Annotated in this window: 14 protein-coding genes; 6 read left to right on the top strand and 8 right to left on the bottom strand. The window is 50.6% G+C overall.

The window, feature by feature from the left end; genetic code table 11:
• Nucleotides 1-327 precede the first annotated feature (327 nt).
• Entirely contained in the window at nucleotides 328-1,215 is an 888-nt protein-coding gene (locus J3P35_RS12910; RefSeq protein ID WP_210464998.1) for a diacylglycerol/lipid kinase family protein, read from the top strand.
• On the opposite strand, the gene J3P35_RS12905 is transcribed toward J3P35_RS12910, so the two are convergent.
• A complete protein-coding gene (locus J3P35_RS12905; protein ID WP_210464997.1) occupies nucleotides 1,154-2,416 on the bottom strand; it encodes a metallophosphoesterase family protein in 1,263 nt (420 codons plus the stop codon). The genes J3P35_RS12910 and J3P35_RS12905 overlap by 62 nt on opposite strands.
• Nucleotides 2,417-2,465: 49 nt before the next feature.
• A complete protein-coding gene (locus J3P35_RS12900) occupies nucleotides 2,466-3,101 on the bottom strand; it encodes an LON peptidase substrate-binding domain-containing protein (protein ID WP_210464996.1) in 636 nt (211 codons plus the stop codon).
• A 118-nt stretch (nucleotides 3,102-3,219) separates the two neighbouring features.
• Here J3P35_RS12900 and mtgA point away from each other — a divergent pair, with 118 nt between their 5' ends.
• Both mtgA and J3P35_RS12890 read left to right on the top strand, forming a co-directional pair.
• Complete coding sequence (mtgA, locus tag J3P35_RS12895; protein ID WP_210464995.1) at nucleotides 3,220-3,951, top strand: monofunctional biosynthetic peptidoglycan transglycosylase; 732 nt, start codon at nucleotides 3,220-3,222, stop codon at nucleotides 3,949-3,951.
• Between the two features lie 3 nt (nucleotides 3,952-3,954).
• Nucleotides 3,955-4,413: a YybH family protein gene (locus tag J3P35_RS12890; RefSeq protein ID WP_210464994.1), complete on the top strand. Its 459-nt coding sequence runs from the start codon at nucleotides 3,955-3,957 to the stop codon at nucleotides 4,411-4,413.
• A gap of 153 nt (nucleotides 4,414-4,566) precedes the next feature.
• Here J3P35_RS12890 and J3P35_RS12885 read toward each other — a convergent pair whose 3' ends face one another.
• Nucleotides 4,567-5,766, bottom strand: a complete 1,200-nt coding sequence (locus tag J3P35_RS12885; RefSeq protein ID WP_210464993.1) for an App1 family protein — start codon at nucleotides 5,764-5,766, stop codon at nucleotides 4,567-4,569.
• 64 nt (nucleotides 5,767-5,830) lie between these two features.
• Entirely contained in the window at nucleotides 5,831-6,697 is an 867-nt protein-coding gene (locus J3P35_RS12880; RefSeq protein WP_210464992.1) for a M48 family metallopeptidase, read from the bottom strand.
• 208 nt (nucleotides 6,698-6,905) lie between these two features.
• Between J3P35_RS12880 and J3P35_RS12875 the strand changes: the two genes are divergently transcribed.
• On the top strand, nucleotides 6,906-7,985 hold the full coding sequence (locus tag J3P35_RS12875) for a DNA topoisomerase IB (RefSeq protein ID WP_210464991.1): 1,080 nt from the start codon (nucleotides 6,906-6,908) through the stop codon (nucleotides 7,983-7,985).
• A 40-nt stretch (nucleotides 7,986-8,025) separates the two neighbouring features.
• Nucleotides 8,026-8,556 carry a GNAT family N-acetyltransferase gene (locus tag J3P35_RS12870; protein WP_210464990.1) on the top strand — a complete coding sequence of 177 codons (531 nt, stop codon included), beginning with the start codon at nucleotides 8,026-8,028 and terminating at the stop codon, nucleotides 8,554-8,556.
• A 185-nt stretch (nucleotides 8,557-8,741) separates the two neighbouring features.
• Here the strand turns inward: J3P35_RS12870 and J3P35_RS12865 are convergent, their stop codons facing one another.
• Nucleotides 8,742-10,334 (bottom strand): hypothetical protein, encoded by a 1,593-nt coding sequence (locus J3P35_RS12865; protein WP_210464989.1) that lies wholly within the window; start codon nucleotides 10,332-10,334, stop codon nucleotides 8,742-8,744.
• A gap of 261 nt (nucleotides 10,335-10,595) precedes the next feature.
• Between J3P35_RS12865 and J3P35_RS12860 the strand changes: the two genes are divergently transcribed.
• Nucleotides 10,596-12,080 carry an alpha-amylase family protein gene (locus tag J3P35_RS12860; RefSeq protein WP_210464988.1) on the top strand — a complete coding sequence of 495 codons (1,485 nt, stop codon included), beginning with the start codon at nucleotides 10,596-10,598 and terminating at the stop codon, nucleotides 12,078-12,080.
• A gap of 32 nt (nucleotides 12,081-12,112) precedes the next feature.
• Here the strand turns inward: J3P35_RS12860 and J3P35_RS22210 are convergent, their stop codons facing one another.
• From J3P35_RS22210 to J3P35_RS12845, 3 genes are all read right to left on the bottom strand, one after another.
• Nucleotides 12,113-13,534, bottom strand: a complete 1,422-nt coding sequence (locus J3P35_RS22210; protein ID WP_210464987.1) for an exonuclease domain-containing protein — start codon at nucleotides 13,532-13,534, stop codon at nucleotides 12,113-12,115.
• A 160-nt stretch (nucleotides 13,535-13,694) separates the two neighbouring features.
• On the bottom strand, nucleotides 13,695-14,165 hold the full coding sequence (locus J3P35_RS12850; protein WP_210464986.1) for a ferritin-like domain-containing protein: 471 nt from the start codon (nucleotides 14,163-14,165) through the stop codon (nucleotides 13,695-13,697).
• A 147-nt stretch (nucleotides 14,166-14,312) separates the two neighbouring features.
• The gene (locus tag J3P35_RS12845; RefSeq protein ID WP_210464985.1) at nucleotides 14,313-15,425 is read right to left on the bottom strand and encodes an AI-2E family transporter; all 1,113 of its coding nucleotides are present in this window, start codon (nucleotides 15,423-15,425) and stop codon (nucleotides 14,313-14,315) included.
• Nucleotides 15,426-15,732: the final 307 nt, after the last annotated feature.

Genomic DNA, 15,732 nt, shown 5'->3' with positions numbered 1-15,732 from the left:
TGTTAAAACGCCTCTTAGCGCTACAGGCATTCTTACGTATGTGCAATCAAAAATGATATAGTATTCTACCTATATCAAGAAAAAACAGGTGCGGCCTTGTCCGTAGTTCTCGCAACCAAGTAGCAGTAATGCCGTTCTTTTAACCATATCTGCCTTCCAGCCCTTTTTTGGCTTTTACTGGCGGAAAAGTAAACAGGCTAAGAAAACTACAAATATGAGAGGCTCCCTGCGTTTTGTGGTCTGGTTACTGATTGGGGCGTTTTCTTTGGTGACTTTTATATAATTGGCCTCTAAACGGCTGGGGTGAACAACAAAGATTTAAATTATATGAGTAAGATACTTTTCGTGATCAATCCTATCTCCGGGGACATTGATAAAGAGGAATTGATGGAAGACCTGAAGGCCTTCTGCCGGCAGCACAACCTTACCGTGGAGTATTTCAAAACCACCGGGGTAGATGACGAGGAGAAGCTAAAGAAAAAGCTCGCTTCGTATAAACCTGAAATTGCCTGCGCAGTGGGCGGGGACGGTACGGTGAGCCTAACGGCCAAGTCCATCATCAATTCAGACGTGGCGCTCTCCATTATTCCCATGGGGTCGGGCAACGGGTTATCTAAAGACCTGGGCATTCCGCAGAACTTTGACGAGGCGCTGCAACTCTTGGTTGATCACAAAAAGATGGCCATTGACACCTTAGATGTGAACGGCCACCTTTCCATCCACATCTGCGACATGGGCTTCAATGCCTTGGTGGTAAAAAGGTTCTGCGGCGGAGAAACGCGCGGTCCCGGCGCTTACGCCTGGATTGCCATGCAGGAATTCATGGCCTATGAACCCAAGAAATACACCATCCGGACCGATGGAAAAACCATTTTTGATGGAGAGGCTTTCATGATCACCGTCACCAACGCCCGGGCTTTCGGCAGCAATGCGGCCATTAACCCCACGGGGGTAATCAATGACGGGAACTTTGAGATTTGCGTATTGGAGCCGTTCCCTAAAGCATCCAGCCTGGGTATCTTGTACCGCCTCTACACCGACACCATTGATGACTCGGTCTATACCCACCGGTTCAGTTGCAGCTCGGCGAGTATTATCAACCATGCAGAGGAGGTCTCGCAGATAGATGGTGAGCCAGAGGACTTGGGCAAGACTATTTCTTTTCGGGCGCAGCCTCAGAACCTGCATGTGCTTTTGCCGCCGCAGGCTGTTTAGGGGCCATTTCTGCCTGAAAGATACATTTCTGGAAAACCATAAGCGGCTCTTCGCCGGGGTTAATGGCAGGTTCTATCACCCTGAGCCAGACCGTTCCGTCTGCGTATTGGTCCAGCACCATAAAGCCTTTGCTCTCGTGCGCGAAAGAAGCCTTGCCACCTTTGGCCACAAAGTTGGTTTTACTCCCTGATCCGCTTACCGCGTAATGGTTGCCTTTCACCTGAAAGTACTGCAGGTTATGGTCATGGCCAGCCACGTAGAATATGGATTTGTGCTGGTGCAGTACCCGCAGAATTCTACGCCTGAATTTTCTGAAAGGAGGGTAGGACATGTCTTCGTGCATACCCATGTACTTTCGGTACAACCTGAAGATGGAGCCCGCCAGCGGAAGGGGAATCAAGGCGCGTTTGTTGATGAACGTGAGCGGGAACAGATGCTGCTTCACCGTGAATTTACCTCCATGTAAGGCATTGCTGTAAAGCGGATGGTGAGCGGCCAGCACAATGAATTTGCCCTGGTGTTCCTTGAGTAAAGCATCCAGGGCCGGGTAGAAGTCCCTGGAAACATTGTAGGGCTGACCGGGGCTTCTTTCCAGCGGACGGTGTCCGGTTTGCACCCACCATTGCGTATTGATGATCAGGATCAGGAGCTGGTCATTTATTTCCCAAGTGACTGGGCCTAGGGTTCCACCCTGCGGCAGGTAGGCCGTCTCGTCTTGGAGCTTCTCTGTGATGTATTTTTCCTGGCGCAGTACATAGGAATAGCCATCGGGGCGGCCTTTGTGCCAGTCATGGTTTCCGCTGAGGTAAATGACTTTGCCCTGATAATCCTGGAACAAGTCCAGTTGATGGTCTAGACGCTGCACCGCTTGCGCGCGTTTGAAACTATCCTCGGGCGGCAGCCCGATGGGGTAGATGTTGTCTCCCAGAAAGATGATGGTGCTGTCCTGGCCGGCTTCCTTGATCCAGTAATCCACGGCCTGCAGGAGGTGGTCATCTTTGAGAGAGCCGTTGGCCCCCACGTCTCCTACCAAGGCAATGGAATGCGTTCGTTGTTCTGGCGGCGGGGGCGTGGAAGTGCGCCAGCCAATCTCAGCTAAGGCGTAAAACGGCTTTTTCCTATACTTCCGCTCTTGCAGGTAAGCCCAGACAAACCAGGTGCACAGGGCCAGGAAAACGGAAAGGGCAACTAGATAGAGCATTGTGTAAGGTATATGCCAGAATAGCACTTTCTATTACTCTTATTTTATGCTAAAAGTTGGGCGGAATAAGGTGTTTGAAGTGGCCGTTTAGTTTCACCCTTTCTTTCAGGCGCTCGGTTTCCAGTACCACCGGCAAGATGCGGGTGAGGTGGTCCAGAATGATTTCCAGCCGCTCGCTTTCACGGGAGCACTGCAACAATTCGTACTCCTGCTCAGTAGTGAACCCCAGGTGGTGTGCCACGTCATAAGACTGAAAATTGTCTTTAAGATTAAGCATCAGCGACTGAATACCCAAGGCACTGTAGAGCTGCTTCAGGAGTTCCACGATCTGGATGCGCTGGTAAGGCTGATCATCCTGGATGAGGGGCAGGTCTTCCACCTCGCCGCCTGAGTACAGCCTGCCCGGCACCTGTCGCTGAAATTCCTTTATCTTGAACACGCCCAGCCCTTTGGTCTTGATGTCCATTTCGCCGCCCAAGTATTTCTTCTCCACGCTCAGGATCTTGATCTCGGTGCCGTATTCTCCCAGCCCTTTCTCCAGGTACACCGGAATCCCGAAGGTGGTGTCTTTGGCCTGGCACTCAATGATCAACTGCCGGTACCGGGGCTCAAAAATGTGCAGATTCAGTTTTTCGCCCGGAAAGACTACAATGTTCAACGGAAAGAGCGGTAGAAATCTACTCATAGACAGCGCGTGATTGAAGGTAAACGCTTCTAATTTAAGAAGCCTTTCTGCTTGCTGCCACTATTTCTCTATTTTTGTGAAAGCATAATACTTTAAATTAGGCAGCTTAGGTTGAGTTATGGCTAAAAAGCAGATATCCGTTCCCTTTACCTGGGCAGATGCCCGATGGCTTTTCCTGAAGCTGTGTATTACCCTGTTCCTGGTATCGGTGCTTTGGGTACTCACTTACCGCTGGATTGATCCGCCGGCTACGCTGCACATGCTCCTGAAACGGTCTGAGCCCAGTCCTAAAACTGAGAAGGTAGAACAGATTCAGCACCAGTTTGTTGAACTGGAAGACATGTCTGTTAACCTGCCATTGGCGGTGATTGCCGCCGAGGACCAGCTGTTCATCACCCACAACGGCTTTGATTTCAAGGCCATTAAACAGGCATTCCAACGGAATATGTCCAGCAAGAAAACGGTAGGCGGCAGCACCATCAGTCAGCAGGTGGCCAAAAACGTGTTTCTATGGCACGGACGCAGCTATCTCCGGAAGGCGGTGGAAATGTACTTCACTTTCATGATTGAGCTTCTGTGGGGCAAGGAACGCATCATGGAAGTGTACCTGAACATAGCCGAGATGGGCGATCATGTATTTGGCGTGCAGGCGGCTAGCAAAAAGTATTTCAAATGCGCACCCAAAGACGTGACCCGGCAGCAGGCGGCCCTATTGGCGGCTGTGCTGCCCAACCCCATCCGGTATTCCGCGGCCCGTCCCTCTGGGTATACCCTTCGGCGGCGGCGCAACATTGTCCGGAACATGGGCCGCCTGGGCGGAAGTAATTACATTAAACTTTGGCTTAAATAGAGCATGAAGAAAACCTCTACTCTTTTAAAATTGGCGGGCCTTTGGCTTTTGCTTTTATTCTTCAGCGTAGGCTGTACGGTTTCCCAACAATCAGCCTCCCAGGATAAAGAGGCCATTGAAGCAGTCATGGCCCAGCAGAGCCAGGCCTGGAACAAAGGCGACCTGGAAGCCTTCATGGAGCCCTATTGGCATTCAGATTCCCTGGTGTTCATCGGGAAGAACGGCCTCACCTACGGCTGGGAGAAGACGCTGCAGAATTACCAGAAAGGCTACCCTAATCCAGAGGCGATGGGTAAACTGACTTTCACCTTACTAAAAACCGACCGACTTGGCCCCGATGCTTTATTTGTAGTAGGCAAGTGGCACCTGGCCCGCAGCATCGGCGATTTGCAAGGTCATTTTTCGCTTGTTTTCCGGAAAATAGCCGGTAAATGGAAAATTGTAGCCGACCACTCCAGTTGAGAATTAAGAATGAGGAATTAAGAATTAGGAATTGGATTTTTGAGTAACAATTTCCTCCTGCAGGTTTTATCTTAAAAGGGGAAGCGTTTTGGGCCTGGTTTCTACAAACCAGTCCCAAAACGCTTCCTCTTTTTAATTCTTAATTCCTAATTTTTAATTCCCAATTTTTCTCGTGTCCTTACTGATGGGAGCCGGAGCTTGTTGGGTAGGGGTACCCACGCTGTCGCTCTTGTCTATCTCTTTCTGCTCTTCCACTTTCTTGATTTCTTCATGGAAGATGAGACCCGTATCTGCAGCGTGCTTGGCAGCGGTGGCAGTGTCTTTGACCAGCAGCATCTCCACGGTGCCTTTCAACTCCTCTGAGATGGTATTCACTATTTTCGCGCGCTCGGGCAACTCAACGTCCCGGATGTACACGCAGATGATCCGGCCGGGGAACTGCTTGATTACTTCCTGGTAAATAGGCGCATCCTGCTGGCCGCTGTCCCCAATGAGCACAAAGTTCAGGTGAGGGTAGGTGAGCAGGATGTTCTGGATTTCCTTGAACTTGTGGCTCATGTGGTCGGCCCCGAAGAACTTGTTCTGCATCAAGCCAAAATCACGGAGCAGGAGCGGACCAGCCGGTATATCATTGATATCCAAGAAATCATGGAGCAGGTCATACATGTTCCAGGGGCTGCTGCTCACGTAGAAGAACGGGTTGTTGCGCTTACCGTTCCGGCCTAACTGCAGCGAGCGGTAAAAGGCAGATACCCCCGCGAAAGGCAGCCGCGTACGGGCGTTGTTCATGAAGGTGTGCTGAGACATTTTTATGACATCCGTGGCGGAGGAAAGCACAATGGTATCATCAATGTCAGAGATAATGCCATATTCGGCATCGGGTGGCGGTACCAGCACGTGGGCCTCGGCTTTCACCCCGGCCTCAAAGGAAGAGACATCCGCCTTTATTAATTCCACTTCCATCTCGTGCCAGATATCGTCTAGCTGCAGCGGGGTTTTAGGCTCCAGGTTAATGGTAAAATAGCCTTCTTTATCGGTTATCACTGTGTGTTCCTGGCCCTGGAAAGAGACACGCAGTTGGGCATCACGCACCTCGTCGCTTTCAAAACGGCGGTACATGTTCACCAGATTTTTCAAAAGGGTGTCATTGTCGGCGGCCGAGGTAATGCCCTGGTTGGCCATCACGCGGCCTTTGAGGTACAGTCGGTTCACAGTGCCATAGCTGCGGTAACAAACTATCTGCAAAGGCTTGTAGAGACCAAACCGATTCCTGATCCGCTGCATGATAAAGTCAAACTGATCGTCAGCGTTTTCAATGACTTTGCCTAGGGTTTGTTTTAAATCCTTTGCCATTTAAAAAGGTTTTTGCGTTGTTTTTTCGCTTTTACGCATAAACCTGAGATAAGTATATATACGATTATAGCCCCAGGTTGCGCTTGAACTCCTGGTACCCGGTGTTGGCCGCAGTGCCTGTTTTGCAGCCCTGCTGCTGGGCCCGGGCCTGGATCTCCCTGATTCTATTGGCTGGATCTGGGTGGGTGCTGATAAACTCAGGCGGGGTGCCTCTGTCCTCCAGGGATTGCATCTTCTGAAAGAATCCGGCCGCGCCGTCGCAGGCGTAAAAGTCAGTGGCACCCAGGTAACGGACTGAGTACTCGTCTGCCTCACGTTCATAATCGCGGCTGAACTTAAGCCCCACCAGCTGACCACCCACCTGGGTGAAAATCCGCTCCAGGTTGCCGGTTTCGTTTCCCAGGATGAGCTTGGTGAGCACCGAGATGCCGTATTGTTTCTGCAGTTGCTTAATAGAATGCCGCTGATCTGCGTGGGCAATCTCGTGACCCAGCACGCCGGCCAGTTGGTCTTCGTTATCCAGGTACTTGATGAGGCCGGTAAACACGTAGATATGGCCACCCGGCGTAGCGAAAGCATTCTGAATCTCAGGGTCATTGATGATCTTCACGTCCCAGGGGAATTCCTCGCGGTAGCTCACCTCACCAGACTCAAGCAGGCGCTCTACAATGGCATCAAGGTGCGCGTAGGCCGCCCTTATTCTTGGGTTACGCGAGTTACGGTCCAGCAGCTGTCCTTTGCTGCCATACGCAGAGTCTACCTGCTGCGAAACCTGCATACCTAGCTGCAGGTCATTGTCAATGGGGAAGAACATCGCATCGCCGTTTTTATCACTGCCGCAACCGGTGAACAGAACAGATGACAACACCAGCAGGGCTATCAAAAAACTGGTATTTGCATAAAGAGACGCAATGTGAAATCTTGGTTTCATGAGGATGTTTAAGTGTGGTTCTCCGTTTTACGTGAACTTTTGAAAAATGACAATGGCTCCTTCATTGCTCGGATGAAATGCTCTAATAGCGCTTGTTTTAAAGCCCATTGTTTTGAAGTTGTTCTGTTAAAAGCAAGCCGAAAACGGCGTTTACAACCTTTATGCCTGTAAAAGGTTAAAGGAGAGAAAACTTGCTTTTACCCCAGACATGGAAAACCAGTTAACTCCTCAGGCTATCTACGCTGATGCCGTTGTATCTGCCGAACAGGCGGGCCTTCGCTATTTCCCAGACACCAAGCCTGGCATCACCCGTGAGATTAAAGGAAAGAAGGTGACCTATTTCAATGCCAAAGGCGAACCTATCACCGATGATAAGGTCCTGAACCGGATTCAGAAACTGGTGATTCCGCCGGCCTGGACCGGGGTCTGGATTTCCCCGCAGCCCAACGGCCATATCCAGGCCACTGGGCGCGATGACAAAGGCCGTAAGCAGTACGTGTACCATCCGCAGTGGCAGCAGGCGCGCAGCTTGAACAAGTTCGGTCGTATGATTGCCTTTGGGAATGCGTTGCCACTTATCAGGAAACAGGTAGAGAAAGACTTGAAGCTGAAGAAACTGGAAAAACGCAAGATCCTGGCCATTGTGGTGGAACTGCTGGACAACTCTTTCATCCGGATCGGGAACCGTACTTACGCCAAGGAAAACAAGTCTTACGGCCTTACCACGCTGCGTGACCGGCACGTGAAGATTGAGGGTGACCAACTGAAACTTGAGTTTGTGGGCAAAAAAGGCGTAAAACATGAGATTAGCATCAAAGACCGGCGCCTGGCCCGCCTGGTGAAACAGTGCCAGGATATTCCCGGGTATGACCTTTTCCAGTATTATGATGAGGAGGGTAACCGCCAACCGGTTGAGTCTGGGGACGTGAACGAATACCTGCGTAGCCTCAGCTCAGAAGAGTTCACAGCCAAGGATTTCAGGACCTGGGGCGGCACCGTGCTCATGGTGGAATGCCTGGAACATCTGCTGGACGAGAACCCGGAAATCACCAAAGAGAAATCGGTAAAGGAGGCGGCTAAAATGGTGGCGCATGAGTTGGGCAACACGCCTACCGTGTGCAGTAAGTACTATATCCACCCAGAGGTGGTGAACCTCTTCAAACAGGACAAGCTGATCGACTACCTCAGAAAGCACGACGCCAAAAAGCGCAAAGAGAATCCGTACCTTTCCAGAACCGAGGAATTTGTCATTAAGATGTTGAAAGCTATAAAGTTAGAGGTGAAATAAGTTTTTATGAATATATTTCCGGCGGAAAAGCGCCGAAGCCATGTACATAGAAACCGAAAGACTTCACATTCAGCCGCTGACCCTTGCGCAGTTGAAGCTGTATGCCGCTAACAACGGATCGCTGGAGAAACAATTGGGCCTCAAGTACACGCCCAAAGAGATTGAGCCTGATCTGGCTGACGCCCTGGAAACGTATTTCCTGCGTTTGTTGCCACTCCACCACGACAAATTCTATTTCTACACCCTGTGGGCCATCGTGCTGAAGAAGGAGCAAACCATGGCCGGTGACCTGTGCTTCAAAGGAGAGCCTGACGAGAACGGCGAAGTGGAGATCGGCTACGGCACCTACCCAGATTATCAGCAGCAAGGCATCATGCGCGAAGCCATAGATTGTCTGCTCAACTGGTGCGCCCGCCGGCCTGACATTATCACCGTCATCGCCGAAACCGAAGCCGGTAACACCCCCTCAGAGAAGATACTTGAACGCAACGGCTTCCAAAAAGACTGCCAAAGCCGAGACAACACCTGGTGGAAACGCGAGGTGAAAGAGTTGGTTGATTTGAAAATATGAAGATTTGAAAATGAGGAGATTTGAAGATTTGAAGATGTGATGATGTAGGAATTGGAATTGGTAGCAACTTTTCATTTGTGATTTACTAGCAACTTTCACATCGAAAGCCAATACGTACAATCTATAAATCACCACATCCTCACATTTTCCATTTTACACATCTTCAAATTTTCAAATCTCCTAATCTACAAACCTTCTCTGTCAAAGGCGTGGATTTTGACATCTCGGGTTTTCTTGATTTTGGTTTCTTTTCCCTTTTCTACTTCAATGCCTTGCTTGGTGTCATAGACGCGGGTTTTACGGCCCCAGGCATTAACCGAGGAGTCGTCTTTTACGTCGTCTTCGCCCATGCCGCCGTAGATGTTCACCTTAATGCCTTTCTGGCCTTTTCCGGTAAGGATAAACTCGTCTTCATCGGCTAGGCCGTAAAGGGAAATGGATTTCGTGTCTGTTTTTTTGAAAATTCGGTCAAACACCAGCAGGTTTCTTTCTTTCTCATCTCCGGCCAATTGGGAAACCAACACCCTGGTGTCACCATTGGCCAGGCGCTGCACAATGAACTTCTCTTTTTTGTCGGTACCCGGCACCAGCACGTGTTTGGAAAGGTGACGGTACATGTCTCGGGCAATGGCAGGCAACTGTTCGCGTCTGGAGAGTAGTTTGCGCTTGATCTCTTCGCCGGTAAGTTTATAAGCTGCAGTGGGTAGCAATTCCACCGAGGCACTGATAACACTATCCGTGAGTTGGGTCTGCAGCTGCATGGCTAGTTGTTCCCATTGCTCCAGGGTAACCTCGTTGAGGCAGCGCTCATCAATAAAGCGGGCATTCTGCAGATAACCTTTGGTGAAAGCCACCTTGTGGTGGAAGGTCTTCATCTTTTTGAGGGGCGCCCAAGGACGACTGAAGAGCCAGGGCACCAATCCGTCATCGAACTTGAAGAAGGCTTGGTCGCGGTCTTTGGGCACGGGCGAGTACGTGGTCACGTTGCTGGTATCATATACCGCCCATTGCCACTGTCCCTCATGCCGGTCCCAGTCACCAATGAAAACATCAAAAAGGCGGGCTTTGGCAAAAGATAGCTGGTCAGGCTGGTGAGAGTGCTCAGAAAATCTTTTTTCCAGGAAGTCCTTGGAGTCTACAAGGTTTTTGGCATTGCCCAGATAGCCGGTGATGGCTGCCTTGCCCTCGTACTTTTCTTCCAGCAGGAACACGCGGTCCTGGAACTCTGCGGAGCTTTTGCCTAAGCCTTTCTGGTCTTTGGGAATGTACACGTAGCGGGGGTGGCTGTGTGGTACCTTTGCCCCGCCCGCCAGGCCAGACACTACCAAAGCGCCGTACGGATGCGCCGCCGAGGTCTGGTCCCTGAGCAGGTTGGTGACAAAGGTTTTTCTGAGACCTTTAGGCAATATCTCCTGGGGATCTTTGTCCACGGAGCGGAGGGCATACTGCTTCCCTTGTTCGTTCTCCAGGGTGAGGCTGGTAGTCTGAAAACCTCCGCCCATTTTTTCGGGGCTCAGGCCGCCGTGCATTTTAGAGATGTCAAACACCGGCAATGTCACCGGTTGGGCCCACACTTTGCGGTAATGTTTGCCCCAGAAAAAAGTGTGCAGAAAGCCGCGCTCGTAATGTCTGCCCGCCACCACCGTAGCTGAGTCCCACTTCGCGTTCTTTTCCTGCTCCACGGGGCCCACCAAGGCCGAGTCCTGGAAGTAGTCTTTCCGGGCGCAGCCGTAACTCATCAGAAGAACGGATATGGATATGGTCAGTAGTTTCCGCATAGTCAAATATTAGTTCTTTGCCATACAGAAAGTGTACCAGAAAGGTTTTACCCGGCGGTTTACCCTGGATTTAGCGTGATTTTAAATTTATGTGCCATAAACAAGGCAAGAGGTTCTAAAACATAGCACCGGGGTTTTAGGTATAAATACGCACCTATGGTACATGAATTCTTTAAAAGAAAGGTACACAGCTATTTAAGATACTGCTGCCTTTGGCTTCTCTCTTTTTTGTTTCTTCCTGCCGCACAGGCGGCCCCATCTTTGGCAGATTCCACGGTAATGGTGGCGGCCGGAAAGCATTACCTCAGAAGTGGGTTCCATAGGTTCTGGTGGGGCAAGCACTATAGAAAGGTTTGGGCTGAGCCGGTGGCCGCACCCTATTTCTGGATCAGCCAGTTCCAGGGTGGCGTGACACCTTTGAAGGAAGGGGGGAGTTTCCAGACCAAGAACCTTCGGCTCGTAGATGCCACCGGCCATGAGTACGTGCTCCGGTCCATAGACAAAGACCCCTCCAAAGCACTGCCCAAGAACCTGCAGAAGACCTTTATCGCCAAACTGATGCGCGACCAGACCAGCGTGATCCAACCGTATGGGGCTTTTATAGTTCCGGCTTTGGCCAAGGCAGCAGGCGTGTACCATACAAACCCCAGGTTGGTCTACATCGCAGATGATCCGGCCCTGGGTGATTTCAGGAAAGATTTTGCCCATATGTTGGCCTTACTGGAAGAGCGCCCCGATGGCAACTGGGAGGACCTGGAGAGCTTTGGGAAGCCGCATGACATCGTGAGCTCCAAAAACGCTTTTCAGGACCTGATTAAAAGCCCTGCCTACCAGGTGGACCGGAAGCGATATCTCTTGTCCCGGCTTTTTGACATGTTGCTAAGCGACTGGAGCCGCCGTGAAGACCAATGGCGTTGGTCGGTGTTCAGGAAAGGCGAAGTCACAGAACTGGCACCCATTCCGCGTGACCGGGACCACGCGTTCTTCAAGTTCAACGATGGGGTTCTAACCAAATTGGTAAGCGTTTTTAAGCCAAATTACCAGAGTTTCGATAAAACTATCAAGGAGAAGAACGTGAAGGGGCTGATCAGAAGCTCCTTGCAGATGGATGCTTTTTTCCTGGGCTATCTTACGCAGGGAGACTTCCAGGCCGCTGCCCAAAAGCTTCAGGAGAGCCTCACCGATGCCGTGATTGACAAGGCACTGCAGGAGTGGCCTCCGCAGATAAGGGAATTGTCTGTAAAGGAGTTTGCCGCCAAGCTGAAATCACGGCGCGACGACCTGCCCAAAGCCGCTGCCACTTTCTACCAAATCCTGAACCAGGAAGTGCTGCTGCCCGGCACCGATGCCCCGGATGTGTTCCAGTTGAATTTCAGGGAAGACGGCAGTTTGTTGGTGCAGCATTTTGCCCTGCATAAAAACCAGGAGCGAACCCTGCTCCATGAAAAGGTTTTCCTGCCATCAGAAACCCAGCGCCTTTCAATCTATGGTTTGGGCGAGGAAGATACGTTTGTACTGCAGGGTAAAGGAGAAAACAAGATAAAAGTACGGCTGTATGGGGGCGAAGGCACCGATGTGCTCTCCGTCCATCAGTCCTTCCAACTCAGCGGCCAGAAACTCCTCTTGTTTGACGAGGAAGACGGCAACGATTACCCCAAAACCAAAGGCGTGGAAAGAGAGGAATATACCCCGGCTGCGCAAGAGTTCAACGGCGCCGGCTGGCTTTTGCGGCACCGCCTGCATTAACCCCGTTTTGGGCTGTTTTTTGGAAAACAGGCTTAAATCTCGGCGTTTACATCTTCAGAGAACACCAGCACTTTGTCCTGGTGCTTCGTGCGCATGTACCCCCTGATGATCTGCTGCGTGTCTTTGTTGTCATTGTAGTACTTGATCACGCCTTTGAAATCTTCCAGCGAGCTGGCGCTGAATGACTCATCGAAATATCCAAAACCCAGGTACCGGCCGTTGTCTACCACCACCACTGATTTCTCTTCTGGGTGGCGTCCCTTCCCGATGATGACGAACGTGTCATAGTCGTACTTGAAAGCGTCAATCGACTCAATCACGCGCTGGTTGTACTCCTCCGGAGATTCTTTGCCTACGCAGGCGCCTTTGCATTGGTGCACCTGGTAATCAAAGCACGGGCCGTTGGTTTTGTACAAGTCACATAGCTTCTGGCAGAGGTTGTACTTGGCTACGCGGTTGTAAAGGAAGTTCTTCGCCTGGAACTGATTGGACATGGTGAGCAGCGGCGGAACCTCCGTCTTGGCCTTCTGAAACGTGAGCCGCAGGTAGCCGTCCTGGTCATAGTAAGAGTAAATGCCCGAATGGTACACGCTTCTCCGCTGGGCGCGGTTATAGAACGGCTTCCGCTTCTTGATCTCATCAGACTCAAACAAAAGTGCTACAAGCTCGCTACCCGTTCGCTCATAAGTAATGCTGGCGATGCGGTTCTTGAACTCAATAGACTTCTTGCTCTTGAAGTCGATGCTGAAGTGCTGGATAATCCGCTTGCGGATGCTCTTGCTCTTGCCTACGTAGATGATCTCGCCGCTCTCGTCATGGAAATAATAGACACCGGCCTCCAGCGGCAAAGCATCTACCATGTCTCGGGAAATAGCGGGCGGCAAAAGGGAGGTCTTGATTTCCTTTGAGATGGAAGAAGTCTCCAGCAATTTATCATCCTGGGAGTCATTCACCTTTTTCTCGTCAATTTTCAGCAAACGGTCAAAAAGGATGGCCGTAGCCTCGGCGTCACCAATGGCGCGGTGCCGCATCTGAAGCGGAATGTCAATGCTCTTGCAGAGTTTGCCCAGGCTGTAAGATGGCAGGCCCGGCATGAGTTTGCGGCTCAGGCGCACGGTGCACAGGGTCTTGCGCTGGAAAGTAAAACCCAGGTCAGCGAACTCTTTCTTGACAAAGGAGTAGTCAAAGCGCACGTTGTGAGCCACAAACACGTTTCCCTCGGTGATCTGCACAATCTGCTTGGCCACCTCATGGAATTTGGGCGCGTCTTTCACCATCTCATCGGTGATGCCCGTTAGCTGCGAGATGAAGAAGGGGATAGGCCTTCCAGGATTGATGAGGCTGTGAAACTGGTCTACTACCTGGTTCCCGTCATGGATGAAAATCGCGATCTCAGTGATGCGGTCTTCTGAGGGTTGGCCACCGGTAGTTTCTATATCTATAATGGCGTACACGCGCTAGGGTTAAGGTGGATGATAATGCTAGGTACTAACTATTATGAGAACCAAGAAAAGGGAAAGAACGTTTCATCCGGGTTTTGGACGCATTTTCATGAAAACGGCACAAAAAAGGGCAGCTCTTAAAGCTGCCCTTTTTTGTGCCGTAAGGCTAATTTTACAGGCTTTGTTTCAAGGAAGTGATGGTTTGCTTGGCAGCCTCAATTTCCTGTTTTTGCCGTTGGATCAAGGTTAAAACGTCTACGGGCAGGTCTTTTTCATGCAAGGCATTGTCATAGGCTTTGAGGGCCGCGGCATCACCGTTTTCGCATTCGCTCAAAATGGCTTTGCTGTCATTGGCGCCCACCGCAGATTTCAGGTTGATCCAGCCCCGGTGCACGGCGCCGGCGGCCTCTAAGGCGGCACCTTCCAGTGTGGTTTTGTTTGCTGTGCTGCCGCCCAAACTCTGGGCCGTTCTTTCCAGTTCGCTCACAAAGGTGGCGCGCTGCTGGGCCAGGCGGTGGAACTCAGTCTTCATCTGGGGATTGTCTACGGCATCGGCTGCGGTCTCGTAGCCTTTTCTCCCGTCGCGGGCAGTTTCCACTAGATCATTAAGGGTGCTGATAACTTTGCTATTTACATTATCCATGGTTTTATTGAAATAAGTGGTACAAATAATAAACGAACCAGAAAGCAGATTAAATGTTTGACAATCAATGCATCAGGCATGTGGTTTATACTTGACCATGTAAGTATAAGTTTCAGCGTTTAGGGCCTGTTTTCCCGTAAACAGGCCCTAAACGGGACCTTTGACCTGGTTCCGGCGGCTCTTGAGTCGCTTCAGGAGCCGGTTCTCGGCAGGGCCCTGGTTGATGTCATTCAGCAGGAACCCGAAAGGCTGCAGCGGCTCATAAGCATCAAAGATTACCTTGAGAATAGCGATGATGGGGATGGACAGGATCATGCCCGGGGCCCCCCAGATCTCGCCGCCCAGAATCAGCGCCACAATTGCGGCAAACGGGTTGATGCTCACCTTGGAACCTACCACAAAAGGCGTAATGAAATTGCCTTCCAGGAACTGCACAAAAGCAAATATCCCGATCACGATGAGCATCTGGCCCGCCGAGCCCGTGTTCACAAACACAAACAGCGCCGGAAACAGAGCCCCAATCAAGATACCTATATAAGGAATTACGGTAAGGATGGCTGCCATAACGCCGAAGAAAATAGCGTACTCCACGCCCATGATGAGCAAGCCAATAGAGTTGAGCACTGATACCACACAGATCACAATCAGCAAACCCGAGAGATAGCCCTGCACCACGCGCTGGATGTTGTCTACCGTTTCCATGAGCGGCTCGCGCCGATCTTTGGTGATGAACTGGAACATGAATTGCCGCAGGTGATCACGGTAGTACAGCATACAGAACACATAAATAGGAATGAGCGACAGCACAGTCAGCGCGCCGGTGGTGAGGGAAATGGTGCTGCCCAGAAAGGCGGTGCCCGTCTGCGTCACGTTGCCCAAGGCCTTCTGCAGGAACTCAGTCTTATTTGTGGGCTTTATCCCGAACCGGTCATATAGGAAAGCCTGGAACTTGGCGATGAGCATACTCAACTTGCTGTTGATCTCCGTGAGTTCAGAAGAGAAATTAGCGATCTGCGAGGAGAGAAACCAAATCAACATGCCCAGGACCAAAATGACTACCACCAGCGAAATGACAATGGAAACGGCTCTGGGAAGCCGCTTTTCCAGGCCGCGGGCCATGGGCAGGAGCAGCAGGGCAAATAAGGCCGCAAAGCAAATAGGAATGAGCACCGGGGAGAAGGTCTGCAGAAAATGAAGGAGCAGAAATAGCCCCAGCAGAATAACGGTGTACTTAAAATAGGAAGGTAGTTTTATTTCCATGGTTAGGTTTCTGTGGAATGAACAGTAGAAGAAGATTTATTTGAAAAGGCTAAAAATTTTAGTATTTCAAATGATTGGCTATCAGAAATTTGAGGTTTTGGCTAAAAATATAAGCAAAATGAAGGGTCTTAAATGAACTGCGAAGCACTATATTTGGTTACAGATAAATAGAAAACTTGGTTTTTGGCAAAATTTAACAGCCCGGCAACAAGCCTTGTTTTGGAACCTGTTTCTGCATTAAAATTGCTGTTTCGGGCTATTAATGTCAAAGTACACGCAAATTTTCTTTTATTTTACCTAATTCTAC

Source organism: Rufibacter roseolus, assembly GCF_017916365.1.
Lineage (GTDB): Bacteria > Bacteroidota > Bacteroidia > Cytophagales > Hymenobacteraceae > Nibribacter > Nibribacter roseolus.
This window is presented reverse-complemented; position numbering and strand designations above follow the sequence as displayed.